Source organism: bacterium (assembly GCA_018814885.1).
Classification (GTDB): Bacteria; Krumholzibacteriota; Krumholzibacteriia; order LZORAL124-64-63; family LZORAL124-64-63; genus JAHIYU01.
Map to the genome: position 1 here is coordinate 1 of JAHIYU010000090.1, position 15636 is coordinate 15636.

General features: G+C 68.9%; 13 protein-coding genes. 6 read left to right on the forward strand and 7 right to left on the reverse strand.

From position 1 onward, the window contains the following. A partial coding sequence (locus tag KJ554_05585) for a homocysteine S-methyltransferase family protein (protein MBU0741809.1) occupies positions 1–939 on the reverse strand: 939 nt, incomplete at its 3' end. 92 nt (positions 940–1031) lie between these two features. On the opposite strand from KJ554_05585, the gene KJ554_05590 reads away from it, so the two are divergent. From KJ554_05590 to KJ554_05600, 3 genes are all read left to right on the forward strand, one after another. After that, the gene (locus KJ554_05590) at positions 1032–1979 is read left to right on the forward strand and encodes a methylenetetrahydrofolate reductase (GenBank protein ID MBU0741810.1); all 948 of its coding nucleotides are present in this window, start codon (positions 1032–1034) and stop codon (positions 1977–1979) included. A 1-nt stretch (position 1980) separates the two neighbouring features. Beyond that, positions 1981–2871 carry a DMT family transporter gene (locus tag KJ554_05595; protein ID MBU0741811.1) on the forward strand — a complete coding sequence of 297 codons (891 nt, stop codon included), beginning with the start codon at positions 1981–1983 and terminating at the stop codon, positions 2869–2871. Positions 2872–2985: 114 nt separating this feature from the next. Further along, on the forward strand, positions 2986–3657 hold the full coding sequence (locus KJ554_05600; GenBank protein ID MBU0741812.1) for a class I SAM-dependent methyltransferase: 672 nt from the start codon (positions 2986–2988) through the stop codon (positions 3655–3657). 96 nt (positions 3658–3753) lie between these two features. Here the strand turns inward: KJ554_05600 and KJ554_05605 are convergent, their stop codons facing one another. From KJ554_05605 to KJ554_05620, 4 genes are all read right to left on the reverse strand, one after another. Further along, positions 3754–6807 (reverse strand): S8 family serine peptidase, encoded by a 3054-nt coding sequence (locus tag KJ554_05605; protein MBU0741813.1) that lies wholly within the window; start codon positions 6805–6807, stop codon positions 3754–3756. Positions 6808–7288: 481 nt separating this feature from the next. Further along, positions 7289–8206 carry a radical SAM protein gene (locus tag KJ554_05610; protein ID MBU0741814.1) on the reverse strand — a complete coding sequence of 306 codons (918 nt, stop codon included), beginning with the start codon at positions 8204–8206 and terminating at the stop codon, positions 7289–7291. A 93-nt stretch (positions 8207–8299) separates the two neighbouring features. Next, positions 8300–8710: an OsmC family protein gene (locus KJ554_05615; GenBank protein MBU0741815.1), complete on the reverse strand. Its 411-nt coding sequence runs from the start codon at positions 8708–8710 to the stop codon at positions 8300–8302. Between the two features lie 23 nt (positions 8711–8733). Then, on the reverse strand, positions 8734–9627 hold the full coding sequence (locus tag KJ554_05620; protein MBU0741816.1) for a YihY/virulence factor BrkB family protein: 894 nt from the start codon (positions 9625–9627) through the stop codon (positions 8734–8736). 159 nt (positions 9628–9786) lie between these two features. Here KJ554_05620 and KJ554_05625 point away from each other — a divergent pair, with 159 nt between their 5' ends. From KJ554_05625 to KJ554_05635, 3 genes are all read left to right on the forward strand, one after another. After that, positions 9787–12330 (forward strand): prolyl oligopeptidase family serine peptidase, encoded by a 2544-nt coding sequence (locus KJ554_05625; GenBank protein ID MBU0741817.1) that lies wholly within the window; start codon positions 9787–9789, stop codon positions 12328–12330. 140 nt (positions 12331–12470) lie between these two features. Continuing rightward, the gene (locus KJ554_05630) at positions 12471–13193 is read left to right on the forward strand and encodes a hypothetical protein (GenBank protein MBU0741818.1); all 723 of its coding nucleotides are present in this window, start codon (positions 12471–12473) and stop codon (positions 13191–13193) included. Continuing rightward, on the forward strand, positions 13190–14707 hold the full coding sequence (locus KJ554_05635) for a hypothetical protein (GenBank protein MBU0741819.1): 1518 nt from the start codon (positions 13190–13192) through the stop codon (positions 14705–14707). Before KJ554_05630 ends, KJ554_05635 begins: the two co-directional genes overlap by 4 nt. Before the next feature lie 4 nt (positions 14708–14711). Here the strand turns inward: KJ554_05635 and KJ554_05640 are convergent, their stop codons facing one another. Both KJ554_05640 and KJ554_05645 read right to left on the reverse strand, forming a co-directional pair. Continuing rightward, entirely contained in the window at positions 14712–15455 is a 744-nt protein-coding gene (locus KJ554_05640; protein ID MBU0741820.1) for an SDR family oxidoreductase, read from the reverse strand. Beyond that, the coding region (locus KJ554_05645) for a Smr/MutS family protein (protein ID MBU0741821.1) at positions 15452–15636 on the reverse strand (185 nt) is incomplete at its 5' end. The genes KJ554_05640 and KJ554_05645, both read right to left, overlap by 4 nt.

The window sequence follows — 15636 nt, forward strand, 5'->3', positions numbered from 1 at the left end:
GACGTCGCGCCGGGGCGCCGCGCGCTCGCCGATGCGCGCGACCAGCTCGCGCAGGTGGCGCGGCTCGGTCCCGCAGCAGCCGCCCACCATCCCCACGCCGAAGGTCTCGACGTACCCGGTCAGCACGCGGGCGAAATCCGCGGGCGAGAGGTCGTAGACCATCGCGCCGTCCACGCTGCGCGGCAGACCGGCGTTGGGCATCACGCTCACCGGCACGGGGCTGCGGCGGCAGAGGGTGCGGACGTGCTCGCGCATCATGTCGGGACCGGTGGCGCAGTTCAGCCCGATGAAGTCGGGCTTCAGCGGCAGGATGGCGGCGACGGCGGCGGCCGGCTCGGTGCCCAGCAGCATGGCGCCGTTGGTCTCGACGGTGATCTGCACGCCCACGGGCACGCTGCGCCCAAGGCGCGCGAAGACCCGGCGCGCGCCGGCGAGCGCGGCGCGCAGCTGCAGCGGGTCCTGGCAGGTCTCGATCAGCAGCAGGTCGCAGCCGCCCGCGAGCAGCCCCTCGACCAGCGGCTCGTAGGCGTCGCGAAGGCCGGAAAACGCAATGTGTCCGAGACTGGGCAGCTTGGTGCCGGGGCCCATGGACCCGGCCACGAAACGGGGCCGGCCGTCGGCGGCGTGGTCGTCGGCCACGCGGCGCGCGATCTCCGCGGAGACGCGGGCCAGGCGCCGCGCTTCGCCGCCCTGGCCGAACTCGTCGAGCACCACGGGGAACGCGCCGAAGCTGTTGGTCTCGATCACGTCGCAGCCGGCGCGCAGGAAATCGTCGTGGATGTCGGCGATCAGGTCCGGGCGGGTCAGGTTCAGCCACTCGTTCAGCCCCTCGTGGCCGGCGAAGTCGTCGAGCGCGGGCGCGCGGAACTGGATGCTGGTGCCCATGGCGCCGTCGCAGACCAGCACGCGCTCGCGCAAGGCTTCCCGGAAATCCGCCAACCTTCACCGTCCCGAACTGCAGAGATGCGCATCGAGGGATCCGCTGTTATCATCGCCAGCAACGCCACACATCTTAAACAGGATCGATCGACATGAAAATAGGCAAGACCCTGGCCGCACGGCGCGACCCCTTCTTCAGCTTCGAGCTCACGCCCCCCGAACGCGGCATGAGCATCAGCGACGTGACCGAGATCGTGGATCAGCTCATCCCGTTCGATCCCCTGTTCATCGACGTGACCAACCACGCCGCCGACTCCTGGTTCGAGGAACTGGACGGCGCCTCCTACGTGCGCCACATCACCCGCAAGAGACCCGGCACGCTGGGCCTCTGCGCCGCCCTGAAGTACCGCTACGACGTGGAGACGGTGCCGCACCTGCTGTGCCACGGCTTCACCCAGGAGGAAACCGAGGATGCGCTGATCGAGCTGTCGTTCCTGGACATCCACAACGTGCTGGCGGTGCGCGGCGACACGACCGACTGGAAGGAGGTCCGCAGCGGCGCGCGCAACAAATACGCCGCCGACGTCGTGCGCCAGATCGTGGACATGAACCACGGCCGCTACCTCCACAAGCTGACCGACGCGCAGCCGACCGACTTCTGCATCGGCGTGGCCGCCTACCCCGAGAAGCACTTCGAGGCGCCCAGCCTCGCCTACGACATCCAGCACCTGAAGGCCAAGGTGGACGCCGGCGCCGACTACGTGATCACCCAGATGTTCTTCGACAACGCGCCCTACTTCTCGTTCGTCGAGCGCTGCCGCGCCGCGGGCATCACGGTGCCGATCATCCCGGGCCTGAAGGTCGTCGGGCGCAGGAGCCTGCTGACCAACATCCCGCGCAACTTCCACGTGGACCTGCCCGACGGGCTCGTGGACGCCGTCGCCGCCACGAAGGACGCCGGCGAGGCGGGCGTCATCGGGGTCGAACACGCCTTCGCGCAGGCGCGGGGGCTGCTCGACGGCGGCGCGCCGGGCGTGCATTTCTTCGTCTACAACGACGCGCGTCTCACCGCCGAGGTGCTCCAGAAGCTGGACATGTGAAATGAGCGACCAGCACAGGGCGACCGCGTTCGCGCTGGCGGCCGTGCTGATGTGGTCGACGGTGGCGACCGCCTTCAAGCTGACCCTCGAACATATCGGACCCGCGCAACTGCTCGCCTATGCCGCTCTGGTGTCGCTGGCGGTGCTGGCGGGCCTGATCACCGTCCAGGGCAAGTGGACACTGCTGGGCGGCGCCTCCCGCGGGCAACTGACGCGCGCGGCGGCCCTCGGCCTGCTCAACCCCCTGCTCTACTACCTGGTGCTCTTCGCCGCCTACGACCGCCTGCCCGCCCAGGTGGCCCAGCCGCTCAACTACACCTGGGCGCTGACGCTGACCTGGCTGTCGGTCCCGCTGCTCGGCCACAAGCTGGGCCTGCGCGACCTGACGGCGGGCCTGGTCTGCTACGGCGGCGTGGTGATCATCGCCACCGGCGGCGACGTGACCGCCCTGCGCTTCGACGACACGCCCGGCGTCGCGCTGGCCCTGGGCAGCACGGTGCTGTGGGCCCTGTACTGGCTGGGCAACGCGCGCTCGCGGCTGGACCCGGTGGTCGGTCTCTTCGCGAACTTCGCCGCCGGCACGCCGCTGGTCTTCCTGTACGCGCTGCTCTTCGCCGATCTGCGGGCCGACCTCCCCGGTCTGCTGGGCGCCGTCTACGTGGGCGCGGTGGAGATGGGCTTCACCTTCGTGCTGTGGCTGACGGCGCTGCGGCTGACCGCCTCGACCGCCCGCATCGCCAACCTGATCTTCCTGTCGCCGTTCGTGTCGCTGCTGTTCATCCAGTTCGTGCTCGGCGAGCCGGTACGGAGAGCTACGCCGCTGGGACTGGTGCTGATCGTGGGTGGGCTCGTCTGGCAGCGGATGGGGCGGAGGAGGACATCGCGCGCCTGAGGGTCTTCGATATCACGCAGGTCGAGAAGCTGGCGAAGCTGCGCAGGGACATTACCATTGTGCGGGCCGGGCCGGTGTGAAATGCTGCCCCGGACACGCGAAAGGGAGACCGGCTTGGCGATCATGACCCGCGACGCGCTCGACGCGATCCAGACCCTCGTGAACACCCACCTGCGCTGCCTCGGCCGTCCCGCCGAGGTGCTGGAAGCCGGCTGCGGGCGCTTCAAGCATTTCGACTATCCCGTCGACGCCGTGATCACGGGCCTGGACATCTCCCGCGAACAGCTCGATCTCAACGATCACGTGCAGGAGCGCTGCCTGGGCGACGTGCAGACCTGGCGGACCGAGCGTCAGTGGGACGCGACGGTCAGCATGTACGTCCTGGAGCACCTGGACGATCCGGCGCGCACGGTGCGCAACATGCTCGACTGGACCCGTCCCGGCGGCCTGGTGGTGCTCGGCGTGCCGAACCTTTGGTCGCTGCGCGGCCTGATCACCAAGCTGACGCCCTTCTGGTTCCACAAGCTGGTCTACAGGCTTGTCTACCGGCGCACCATTCCGCCCTTCCCCACCACGCTCAAGCTCGACGCCGCGCCCGCCAGCCTGCGCGAACTGCTCGCCGGTTGCGACCTGCTGCACGAGGGCTGGGCCCAGGAGCGCATCCGCATGCCCTTCGCGCTGGTCTACGAGGGGGTGATCTGGATCGGCAAGATCCTGTCGCTGGGGCGCTGGCGCCCCGAGGACATGAACTACTACGTGGTGGCGCGCAAGCCAGGCGAGGCGTGACGGTCACCCCCGTCCGTGATATCGACCCTCCCGAGACGTCGAGGCCCCCTCCCGCGCCGGGAGGGGGCCTTTGCCTGTCGACGACGTCCGGTCGCGCTACCGCACCAGCATCATCTTCCTGGTCGTCATCTTGCCTTCGTTGAGCACCCTGTAGAGGTACATGCCCGACGGCATGGCGTCGCCGCGGTCGTTCTGGCCGTTCCAGACCACACGGTGGGTTCCGGACGCGAACTCGCGATCGGCCAGGGTGGTCACGAGCTGGCCTTTCAGGTCGTAGACGCCCAGGCGCACGTGTCCCTCGCGCTCGGTGGTGAACGCGATGGTGGTCTGCGGATTGAACGGGTTGGGCGTGTTCTGGGCCAGGCGGAAGGTGCCGGGCACCTCACCCTCGGCCACCGGCGTCGGGCCGCTGATGTCCACGGCCTGGGCCGCGTCCACGTTGGCCAGGAAGTCGGCCTGGTCCACGCCCCAGACCAGCGCCCAGACGAAGACCGCGTCCTCTCCCGAGAGGATGTCCACCGGCCCGGAAGCGTTCACGACCGACCAGTCGGCCGGCGTGGATCCGGTCGTCCTGCTGAGGAAGCCGTTTATGATCCGCATCTTCGTGTTGTCGATGATGTAGCCGTTGGGATACACCTCGTCCGGGTTGCTGACACAGTAGAGGTTCGCTACGGTCGTCGTGCCGAGCTGCGTGATGCCGTAGTGGGGCAGGGCGCTGCTGGCATACATGTAGCTGACGCGGCGCGGCGCGCCGGTCCAGGCGATGTTGGCGCCCGCGTCGCCGATGTCGAAATCGCAGAAGATCGCGGCGTAGTAGTTCAGCAGATCCGCCACATCGCCGTTGTGCACCGTGTAGCGCAGGACGACGAAATCGTCGTTGGGCGCGTCGGCGAAGGCGAAGCTCTCCTGGGTCACGGTGACGCTGCGGGGGGCGAAGTGGCCGCTGTCGTCGTAGACGGCGAGGTAGTCCTGGTCCGAGATAACGCCGCCCAGGTCCTTCACGCGGCCGGTCGGGTCCAGGGTGACCGCCCAGTCGTACGAGCCCTCGTCGTAGTCGTGGTTGCAGATGTAGTTGTTCGAGTTGCCGCCCCAGAAGGAGCCCAGGTAGAGCCCGTTCTCCCCCGGGGGTCCGAAGCCCACGCCCTCGATCTGGTCCGAGCTCATGAAGCCCAGCGAGCCCATGTCGGTGACGGTCAGCAGCACGTTGCCCGCGTCGTGGGTGAGGTACTCGGGCAGGCCCACGTAGTACTCCACGTCGAAGACCTTGTGGTAGTCGTTCTGCGCGGTGAGGGTCAGCAGCATGGTGAAGGTCTCGCCCTGCGCGGCGCCGCCATCGGCGGTCAGGGTGAAGTGGTCGCCGGCGTTGTCGGCGGTGCCGCCGTTCTGGGCGACGGTGCCGAAGGAGGCGGACGCGTCGCCGACGGCGACCGGATCGCCCGCCGCGACGGCCAGGGCGCCCATGACGCCGGTGCCGTCGGTGTTGGGGCTGTTGTTGACCAGCGTGAAGACCACGTCGAAGCTCTCGCCCGGGTCGATGATGCCGTCGCCAGTGGCGTCCAGTATCTCGTAGCCGGTCCAGGTCAGGTGCGGCGTGGTGCCGGTGGGCGTGGCGCCCAGCGCGGCGTCCGCGTCGATGCGGCCCGAGCCGAACTGGTTGTCCTTGCCGGCCGTACCGAGTTCGACCGCGGTCTGCTCCATGATGGAGTCCATGCCCGCGGGCGAGAGGCTGGGGTTCTTCTCCAGCAGCAGCGCGGCGAGACCGGCGGCGTGCGGACAGGACATCGACGTGCCGCTCCAGCTGTTGCCGGAATAGCCGTTGGGGATGGTCAGGGAGTTGACGTTGACGCCGGGGGCGCACACGTCGGGCTTGGTCAGGCCGGCGCCGGGATTGTAGGGCCAGTCGTACCAGGGAGCCACGTCGCCCCAGTTGACGGGACCTTGCGACGAAGAGCTGTAGCCCGCGTCGCTGAGGTAGCCGGTGCCCCCGACGGCCACCACGCCGCTGGTCGACGTGTAGGGCGTGCCGGCGATGGGGTTCCAGGGGGCGGGACAGCGCGCGGTCAGGCCCAGCTCGATGGGCGGATCGTAATTGTAGTGGTCGTTGCCGGCGGAATTGAAGATCAGCAGGCCGGCGACGCGCAGCGCGTTGACCGTCTCGCGCTCGGTGCGCATGTACGAGGGCGGCAGCTCTCCCGGCACGCCCAGGGACATGGTCAGGACGCGGGCGCCGTTGACCAGCAGGTACTGGTAGCCGTCCCAGATCATGCCCAGGGTGCCTGTGCCGTCCCAGGCGAAGGCCTTGACGGCCATGATCTGCGCGTCCGGCGCGACGCCGGTCACGGTGCCGTTGGTGCCGTCGCCGGCCACCGTGCCGGCGGTGTGGGTGCCGTGCCCCGGGCTGATGGAGTCGTCGTTGGGATTGCCGTCGTCGTCGCCCACGTCGTAGCCGTGGATGTCGTCGACGTAGCCGTTGCCGTCGTCGTCGATCTCGTTTCCGTCGATCTCGCCGGTGTTGGTCCACAGGTTGTTGGCGATGTCGGGATGGGTCAGGTAGACGCCCGAGTCGATGTGACCGACCACCACGCCGTTGCCGGTGTAGCCCAGGCCCCAGGCCAGGTGGGCGTCGATCCACTCGATGTTCCAGGCGTTGCCCCTGCTGGTGGCGTCGGCCGCGGCCTCGGTGGCGGGCTTGCTCTCGCTGCAGGTCAGCACGTCGGCCAGCAGGTCGTAGCTCGCGTCGTGATGCATGACGCCCGAGACGGCCTTGTCGGCGGCGACGGCGGCGATGGCCGCCGCGTCGGCGTAGAAGTTGATCGCGTTGGCCAGCCACAGGGTCTTGACCCGTTCCACGCGGCCGGCTGCGGAGATCCGTGCCACCGCATCCGCATGCGTGCGGTCGAAGTGGCCGCGCAGGGCGTCGACCACGGCGGCGCGTCGGGTCTCGAACGGCGCGCCCGCCAGGTCCGCGTCCAGGGCGGTCAGGTCGGCGCGGTCGTCCAGGATCATCAGCACGCGGACGGTCTCGCCGGCCGCCTTGCCGGCCAGGACGGCCTGCAGGTCGGGGGCGATCTCGGCCGCGGCGGCGGGCGCAACTGCCGTCGCCGTCAGCGCCAGCAACAGGAACAGGGGTACAGCGAGCCTACGCAACATGTCGGCGTCTCCTTGGTCGGGGCATGACCGGAACCGGACGGACCGATCCCGGCCCGAGTGCAGGCATCTGGCGGCGGGGGGATGGGTGAACGGTGTCTCCCTCACAGACGCATTTCTTTCGAGATTCACGTACAGGATAACAAATTCGGCGGGGGAATTCAATGGGGACGGGTCTCGATCCGGCGGTAGCGCTCCTTCATCCGACCAGCATCATCCCGCCGCTTTGACAGCTCCCGCCCGCCTGCAGCCAGGGGAACCCGGAGAGATCATCGACGTCGAAGCCGTGCCTGAAGCAGGTGGGGGGATATTATAGGTCCGGTTCCGGACCATAACCGACGACGATGGCTTCGCCCCCGTCGCCGTACCCGAGTCGGGCCGGCCCGGGCCGGCCAGCTCGCCTCGTCGAACGCGATCTCCGCCCAAAGAGCGCCCTGCTCCGTCCCGTCATCCAGGTATTTCCAGACCGGGCCGACGGGCGCGCTCAGCCGAAGGGATCGTCCCGCCCGAAGTCCGGCAGGTAGTGCTCCCGGCTCGCCAGCTCCTGCAGGAAGGCGTTCTCGAGACCGAGCTCCAGCGCGCAGTCGACGATCTCCCGGTATTCCGCCGCGGTCAGGTGCCGGTCGATGCCCGGGTGGTCGCACGCCTTGTGCTGCGGAGAGTACTGCGACATGACGCTGACGAAGACATCCGGCGACAGCTCCGCCAGCAGGCCCAGGCAGCGGCGGCTGTTCTCGAGGTGGCCCGGCAGGACCAGATGGCGCACCAGCAGGCCCCGCGTCGCGACGCCGTCATCGTCCACCCGCAGATGACCCACCTGGTCCAGCATCTCCTCCAACACCCCGGGGACGACCTCCGGGTAATCCTCCGCTCCCGAATACCGCGCGGCGAGCCCGGCGTCCAGGTACTTGAGGTCGGGCAGGTAGACATCGACCAGGCCGCGGAGGTCGCGGAGCATGTCCACCGCGTCGTAGCCGTTGGAGTTGTAGACGACGGGCACCGCGAGTCCCCGGCCCCTGGCGGCGACGACGGCGTCGGCCATCTGCGCCGCCACGTGGGACGGCGAGACGAAGTTGACGTTGTGGGCGCCACGGTCCTGCAGGCGCAGCATCTCGTCGGCGAGCCCGGCGGCGGTCAGGCCGCGGGCGTCGCGCCGCCCGAAATCCTGGCTGATCTGGTGATTCTGGCAGAATACGCAGCGCAGGTTGCAGCCGGCGAAGAAGATGGTGCCCGAACCGCGCGTGCCCGAGATGGGCGGCTCCTCGCCGAAGTGCGGTCCGGCGTGGGCGACCAGGGCGTCACGGCCGATCCCGCAGACCCCGAGCTCGCCGGCGAGCCGGTCGACCCCGCAGGCGCGGGGGCAGCAGATGCAGTTCGACAGCCGGGATGCGAACGTCTCCATGGCGGCGCGGCCCCCGTCCTCAGCGCCTCGCGCGAACGGCCGTGACGACCGGCGCGGCGCCGGGGATTCCGGGCGTCGCGCGCCGGGTGAGATTCATGAGACCTCGTGGGCGTAGGAGATCTCCGCCGTCTTGCCCAGCATCGCCCCCACCGAGCAGAAGGTCCCGGACGAGAGCTTGATCGCACGCGCCAGCTTCTGTTCGGGCACGTCGCCGGTCACGACGTACTTCAGCCGGATCGCGGTGTAGACCCTGGGGTGGTCCTCGGCGCGCTCGGCCCCGATCTCCACGCGCAGGCTCTCGGGCGGGCAGCGCATCTTCTCCAGGATGGCCACCACGTCCAGGGCGCCGCAGGCGGCCAGCGCGTGCAGGACCGCCTCCATGGGGCTCGGGGCGGAGCCGTCGCCGCCTTTCTCGACGGGGATGTCGAAGGCGCCGGTGCGCCCATCGGGCGTGCGGCCGGTGAAGCGGCGTTTGCCCTCCCAGGTGACGACGTGCTCGGTCATGACTGCAGTCCTCCGGAGCGTCCTCAATCGCGCCTGTGCACGCGGTGGCGGATGCGGCCCCGCAGGCGCGGCAGGTCCTCGTAGTGATCCATCCGGCGCATCAGCGCGTTGATCTCGGCGCCGAGCAGGAAGATGAACCCCGACAGCCACAGCCAGACCATCAGGATGATCACCGCGGCGATGGAGCCGTACGTCACGTTGTAGGCGCCGAAGTTGCGCAGGAAGAGGCGGAACAGCGACGACGCCAGGAACCACAGCACCGTGGCGGCCACCGTGCCGGGTAGGATCCACACGTAGCGCTGCTTCGCCTCCGAGGCGAAATGGTAGAGGATGGACACGGCCAGCAGGTTCAGCAGCAGGACCAGCGGCAGCCGCAGTGTGGACCAGAAGTTGTAGCTGTCGCCCGCGAGCCCGAGGAACTGGAAGAACTTGTGCGACAGCGACGGTCCGAGCAGCACCAGCAGGGTCGAAAGGATCACGAAGCCGCTCAGCACCAGCGTCAGCAGGATCGAGATCAGCTTCTGGTACGCGATGTTGCGCTTGGGATGGATGTTGTAGACGCGGTTGATGGTGGTGATCAGCACGCCCACGCCCATCGACCCCGACCACAGCGCCGCCAGCAGACCGAAGCCCAGGATGCTGCCCTCGCGCTCGCTCAGCACCGTATGCACCGTGCCGGCCACCAGGTCGTAGGCCGGCCCGGGTAGGGTCTCGCGCAGGCTGTTCAGCACCTGGTCCGGCTCCAGGATGGGCAGGTAGCTGATCAGGCTCAGCAAGAACAGCAGGAAGGGGAACACCGCGAGCATCATGAAGTAGGCGATCTGCGCCGCCATGCCCATGCAGTCGTCGTAGCCGATCTCCCGTTGCAGCCTGCGCAGGAAGAGGCCCGCTCGCGTCAGTTTTCTCCGGTAGTCCATGTCCGGCATAGAATGACGGGCGAACGGGGAAAAAGCAACATCCTGCAGCGGGGCGGCGTCCATCTTTCCGCGTCGCGCGCGGCGGGACGGTTGCCCGGGACGGAAAGTCGTGGCAGAATGGCCCTTCCGGTGCCGAACAAACCCTGCCTGGAGGAACCCATGAGATTCGCTGTCGCCGTCCTGGCGCTCTGCCTGATGATTCCCGCCGCCGCGCTCCTGGCCGAGGATGCCGAAGAGAAGTCGACCGTTCCGATCGACGAGTGGCTCGTGAAGGAAACCGTGCGCCTGGTCCTGCCGGCCTTCCACGACGAGAAGCCGGGCGCCTTCGACAGGGACGACTTCCTCGACGCGCCCTCTCTCGACACGGCACGGTTGCGTCCCCACGCGGGTGACGACGGCTGGACGGTCGGCCACATGTCGGTCGGTGTCGGTTGTCAGGGTGTGGCGGAGACCTGGCTGGCCACCTACATCACGAGCGACCGCTTCCTGAAGGCGAAGCTGCGGCTGCCCGCGACCTGCCTGGCCGGGGCCTGGCTCGACGGCGTATCGGTTTCGCTCTCCGGAGACGAACCGGAAGGCGAGCTCAAGCTCCGGCGGGGTACGGGCCTGCTGCTCGTCAGGGTGATCGTGGGCGAGGATCCCGATTCCCTCGAGACACGCTCCGTCAATCTCACGGCCGAGCTGGTCCTCGACGACGAAAACGACGGGAAGAACCTCTCGTTCTCCGCGGCGGAGACCCGCGCCGTCGACATCCGCGACATCCTCGACGCGCCCAAGGTCTCCTCGCTGGCCCTGTCCCCCGACGGCTCCCTGGTGGCCCTGACCCTCGGCGCGTACGGTCCCGACGGCGCGCCCGGCGCCTGGCTCGAGATCCGCGACACGGATAAGGGCGGTCTCGTGCGCACCTGGCGCGGCGCCCCGGAGGACGGAAACGTCCGCTGGCTGCCGCACGGCCGCGCCGTGTCCTACACGTCGTCGCACGAGAAGAAGACAACCCTCTGGATCTACGACCTGGAGACCGAGCGCGTGCGCGCCGCCCTGCGCGACCTGGAGCACTTCGAGGGCTACGCCTGGAATCCCGACGGCCGCTCGCTGGTCTACGCCTACGGCGTGGAGGCCGAAGCGGACGAACGCAAGGTCAAGCGCCTCGAGGCGATCGAGGACCGCTGGCCGAAGTGGCGCAACCGCAGCTACCTGGTGGAGGTGACGTGGCCGGGCGGCGCGTCCCGCCGTCTCACCGCCGGCGCCGTCAGCGCCGCGGACTGGACCTTCAGCCCGCGGGGCACGCACCTGCTCTTTTCGCGCACCTGGCCCGATCCCCTGGAGCGCCCCTATGCGAGGACCGAGTGGTTCGAGCTGGACCTGGGCGACCTGTCCGTCGAAACGGTGCTGACCGACCGCTGGATCGGACAGGCGGCCTACGGCGCGGACCGCGGCACGCTGGTGCTGGTCGGCTCGCCGTCGGCCTTCGGCGGGATCGGCCGCGACTTGCCCGAGGGTGTCGTCCCCAACGATTACGGCGGACAGCTCTTCCTCTACGATCGCGGACGCGGCGAGCCCAAGCCCCTGAGCCGCGACTTCGACCCGACCGTGCAGCGCGCCGTGTGGCACGACAGCGGCCGGATCGTCGCCCGCGTGCTCGACAAGCAGTACCAGCGCCTAGCGACCTGTACGCCCGCCGGCGCCTGGACCTTCTACGACGCGGGCGTCGAGGTGGTGGCGGACTGGGAGGTGTCGCGCGGCGCCAAGACCGTGGTCGCCACCGGCACGAGCGCCACAGCCCCCCAGAAGCTCACCGCCTTCGCCCTGAAGGGACGCGAACCGCGCGTGCTGCTCGACCCCGGCGCCGACCGCTACGCCGACGTGACCTTCGGCCGCGTCGAACCCTTCGTCGCCAAGCTGGCGGACGGCATGGAGCTGGACGGCCGCGTCTATTATCCGCGCGACTACGACCCCGCGCTGAAGTACCCGGCGATCGTCTACTACTACGGCGGCACGTATCCCATCACCCGCGACTTCGGCGGGCGCTATCCCAAGAACGTCTGGGCCGGGCAGGACTACTTCGTCTACGTGCCCAATCCCAGCGGCGCCCTGGGCTACGGACAGGCGTTCGCCGCCCGACACGTCAACGACTGGGGCAGGCTCACCGCCGGCGAGGTCATCGAGGGCACCAGGGCCTTCCTCGCGGCCCATCCGGCGGCCGACGGCGAGCGCCTGGGTTGCATCGGCGCCTCCTACGGCGGGTTCTTGACCATGTACCTGATCACCCGCACCGACATGTTCGCCGCCGCGGTCGCCCATGCCGGCATCTCGAGCATCAGCAGCTACTGGGCGGAGGGCTACTGGGGTTACGCCTACGGGGCGCGAGCCCTGGCCGGCGCCTTCCCCTGGACCGATCCCGACCTCTACGTGGGACAGAGTCCCCTGTTCAGCGCCGATCTGATCTCCACGCCCCTGCTGCTGCTGCACGGCTCCGACGACACCAATGTGCCCAGGGGCGAGAGCGACGGCCTCTACATCGCGCTGAAGATGCTGGGCAAGGAGGTCGAATACGTGCAGGTCGAGGGACAGGATCATCACATTCTCGATCACGACCGGCGTATCACCTGGAACGACACCATCCTGGCCTGGTTTGCCCGCGAGCTGAGGGACCGGCCCGGCTGGTGGGACGATCTCTACCCTGCGGCGGAATCAGTCTCGTGATCGGCCGGGACGGACGCCTGTCCGTCCCGGCCGCAAGTTCCTGGTTCGTTGTATGATCTGGGTATTTGTGCTATAATATTGCTTCCGATGGAGATCTCACGGAGACGGACCTTTCATCCTGGAGCATGCAAAGAACCGCCATGAAATCGACGGTTACGCTCATCCCCCTGATCGCCCTGACCCTCGTGCTCGCCCGGCCCGCCCCGGCGGGTACCGGCAGGGGATCTTCGACATCGGTCCGTCTCGACGCCGAGCCGCCCCTGTGCGGCATCGTCGCGGCGCCGGCGGGCGAGACCCTGGTCGCCGGCGAGACGACCTTCTTCTCCTGGTGGGCCAGCGACACCTACCCCGCGCCAGACGACTCGTGCCGCGTCGCCGCCGTGCTGGCCCGCGGCGTGCCCGTGGACTCCGTCTCCTACTCAGACGCCCTGGACCATCAGTGGGAATGGGTCGTCACCGAGGTCAGCTCCGGCAATTCCGTCCTGCAGGTGACCGTGCGCGACCAGTTCGGCAACACGGCGACGGCGCAGAGCGGGTCCTTCATGACCCTGCTGTCCACCACCGGCGCCCCCGCCGCGCCCGCCTCTTGCGGGCTGTCCGCACCCGCGCCCAACCCGTTCAACCCGCAGACCTCCGCGTCGTTCACCCTGTCCGAGGCCGGGCCCGTCTCCCTGATCGTCTACGACCTGCAGGGCCGGCTCGTGCGCCGGTTGTTCGAGGGCGCGCTGGCCGCCGGGACGCACGCGCGCGCCTGGGACGGACGCGGTGACGACGGACGCCGGGTGTCCGGCGGCCCCTACCTGATGAGGCTGTATGCGCCGGGCGGCGGCTCGGCTACCCGGAAAGTGGTGCTGCTGCCGTGAGTAACACGCGAACGCTCGCCGCGGCCCTGGCCGCACTCGCACTGGCGGCGGCGGCCCGCGCGGCCGATCCCCTCGTGACCGGCATCGTGGCCGCCCAGCGCACCGACGGCAGCATGCTCGTGGACGTGACCTACGACCTCGCCGACGCCGATGGCGACGTCTGCACCGTCTCGATCAACGCGTCCGAGAGCGGCGGCGCGGACTGGGCCCTGCCCTGCCTCACCCTCTCCGGTGACGCGGGCGACGGCGTGGTGCCCGGCGCGGGCAAGCACGCCGTCTGGGACTTCGGCCGCGACAACGCGGGCTGGACCGGCGAGGACTTCCAGGTCCAGGTGATCGCCAGCGACCACGGCTACGACTGGCGCTCCCACTCGCCCAGCAACTACGCCGCCCACAACTGGGGGCCGTTCGATTACGAGGATCCGGCCACGGCCGAGAAGATCGCGCGCGCCGACCTGCTCACCATCACCACGCGCCTCTTCTGGGACAACGGCCCCTACGAGGCCCTCGGAATAGTGGACCGCATCAAGTCCCACAACCCCGAGTGCAAGGTCATCGGCTACATCCTGTCCGAGGACATCCGTTTGGAATGGGTCGATGCCCAGCCCGGCTCCTACGGCCGCAACCTCTACGACGCGCTGTTGCCCTACTGGTCCTACACGACCACCGGCGACACGCTCATGAACTGGCCGGGCATGGTCACACTCAACATCCTCGACCAGACCTGCCGCGAGATCATCGTCTCAACCTACGTGGACTACCACAACCAGACGTCCACCCGGTTCGACGGCGTCTTCTGGGACTACTATGCCCTTCAGGTGTGGATCCCCAGCTTCGTGACCTGCGAAGGCGAGGCCGACCTGGATCTGGACGGGATCCCCATGCCGCAGGATCCCGACGAGGTCGCCGCCTATCACGCGGCGCAGGAGGACCTCGTCACCCGGATGCGCACAGCCATGGGCGACGGTTTCATCCAGGTCTTCAACGGCGTGCGCGCCCAGGTGGACTCTACCTTCGCGGCCATGGGCGACGGCATCAACTACGAGCTCTTCCCTACCCTGATGTTCGACGAGCCCGCGGAGATGAGCCACGCCATGAACATCAACGATCCTATCAGCCTCTGGCACACGAGCACCTGGCCGCGCACCACGGCGGGCGGTCCCTATGTCCTGCTCGAGAACATACAGCGCTACAACTACTTCGACGACCAGGGCGTGGTCCAGAAATACGACTCCGGCGACTTCTTCCGCGTGATCGGTCTGTTGATCGACGGCATCTGGCCCGTCTGGGACTCGGTCCACGAGCACTGGTGGGACTGGCCCGAGGTCATGGTCAACCTGGGCGATCCGCTGGAACCGACGGTTATCAACGGCGACGTCTTCACGCGCCAGTTCACCTACGGCGATGTCAGGATGGAGATGGGCGACGGCGAGTGGCCCAATCCGTTCAGCTGGGAGATCACCGTCAACAGCAACCTCGTCGAGATGCTCGACATCCCCTTCCACTACCCCTAGAGATTCAGGGAATGTCCGCCAAGTGCTCTCCCCCGTCGATCAGGATCGTCTGCCCGGTCACCGCACGGCACCCCAGCAGGAACTCCAGCGCGTCCGCCGCGTCGTCCGGCGCGGGGAAACGCCCCAGGGGCAGCGCGTCGCGGTTCGTGTGCGCGTACCCGTCGGGCGGATCGACCGGCGGCAGCACCGCGCCCAGGGCGATCTCGTTGACGCGGATGCGCGGCGCCAGGGCGGCGGCCAGGTTGCGCGTCAGTACGTGCAGCGAGGCCTTGCTGTGGGTATAGGAAAAGTAGCCCTCGCGCGGACGCAGGGCGTGGATGTCGTTCACGTTGATGATGTCGCCCTCGCGGTCGGGCGGCAGGGCGGCGGCGAAGGCCCTGCTCAGCAGCAGCGGCGCGCGCAGGTTGATCCTCTGGGTGCGGCTCCATGCATCCAGGTCCAGCTCCGCGAGACAGTCGCGCTCGAAGATGGCGGCATTGTTCACCAGGATATCCAGGCCGCCCAGGACCTCGCGCGCCTCGTCGACCACACGCGAAGGGGTCTCGGCGCTCTGCAGGTCGCCGGCCACCACGGCGGCGCGGACGCCCAGGGCCGCAATCCCGCGCGCCGTGTCGGCGGCGACGCCCGAGGCATCGCGCGTCAACAGCGCCACGTCGGCCCCCAGGCTCGCCAGCCGCAGGGCCAGCACCTTGCCCACGCGCACGGCGCCTCCGGTCACAAGCGCCTTGCGTCCGGCCAGGTCGTTCATGATGCGGCCTTTCTCAGGACGATCACCAGGGCGCCCTCGCCGCCCCAGTCGCGGGGGGCGGGCCGCCAGCCGGCCACGTCCTCGGGATGATCCTTGAGCCAGCGCCGGACCAGCGGGGCGATGACGGGCGCGCCCTCGGAGCGCAGGCCCTTGCCGTGCACCACGAGCAGCTCGCGGGTGC